This window comes from Acinetobacter sp. S54 (assembly GCF_016624945.1).
Lineage (GTDB): Bacteria > Pseudomonadota > Gammaproteobacteria > Pseudomonadales > Moraxellaceae > Acinetobacter.
This window is the reverse complement of sequence record NZ_JACVUI010000028.1, coordinates 1-710: the sequence shown is the minus strand read 5'-3', so window position 1 is coordinate 710 and position 710 is coordinate 1. Positions and strand designations below refer to the sequence as shown.

At 47.6% G+C, this 710-nt stretch carries 1 protein-coding gene; it reads left to right on the top strand.

Annotated features, from left to right (window positions below):
- Nucleotides 1–639 (top strand): catechol 1,2-dioxygenase (locus IAE20_RS16665; RefSeq protein WP_200482940.1); only part of this gene is annotated, 639 nt, incomplete at its 5' end.
- Nucleotides 640–710: the final 71 nt, after the last annotated feature.

Sequence of the window (710 nt, the reverse complement as noted above, 5' to 3'; positions counted from 1 at the left end):
ACCACTCCTCGTACCATTGAAGGGCCACTTTATGTGGCAGGCGCGCCAGAGTCAGTGGGTTATGCTCGTATGGATGATGGCAGTGATCCGAATGGCCATACCCTAATTTTACACGGCACCATTTATGATGCAGACGGTAAACCGTTACCCAATGCAAAAGTAGAAATCTGGCATGCCAATACCAAAGGTTTCTATTCCCACTTTGACCCAACGGGTGAGCAACAGCCATTTAATATGCGCCGTAGCATTATTACAGATGAACAGGGTCAGTATCGTGTGCAGACCATTTTACCCGCAGGCTATGGCTGCCCACCAGAAGGCCCAACGCAACAGTTATTAAATCAACTGGGTCGTCATGGCAACCGTCCTGCGCATATTCACTACTTTGTCTCAGCAGATGGGCATCGCAAACTGACCACGCAAATTAACGTAGCAGGCGATCCGTACACGTATGACGACTTTGCATATGCAACACGTGAAGGTCTGGTGGTTGAAGCGATTGAACATACCGATGCAGAAGCGATCAAAGCCAATGCGGTAGAAGGGCCATTTGCTGAAATGGTGTTTGATCTGAAACTGACACGCTTGGTCAATGGTGTAGATAACCAAGTTGTAGACCGCCCGCGTCTTGCTGTGTAAATACAGGCTTTAAAATCGAAAATAAAATTCAGGCTAGTGGGTGAATCACTGGCCTGATTCATTTGTAGGGA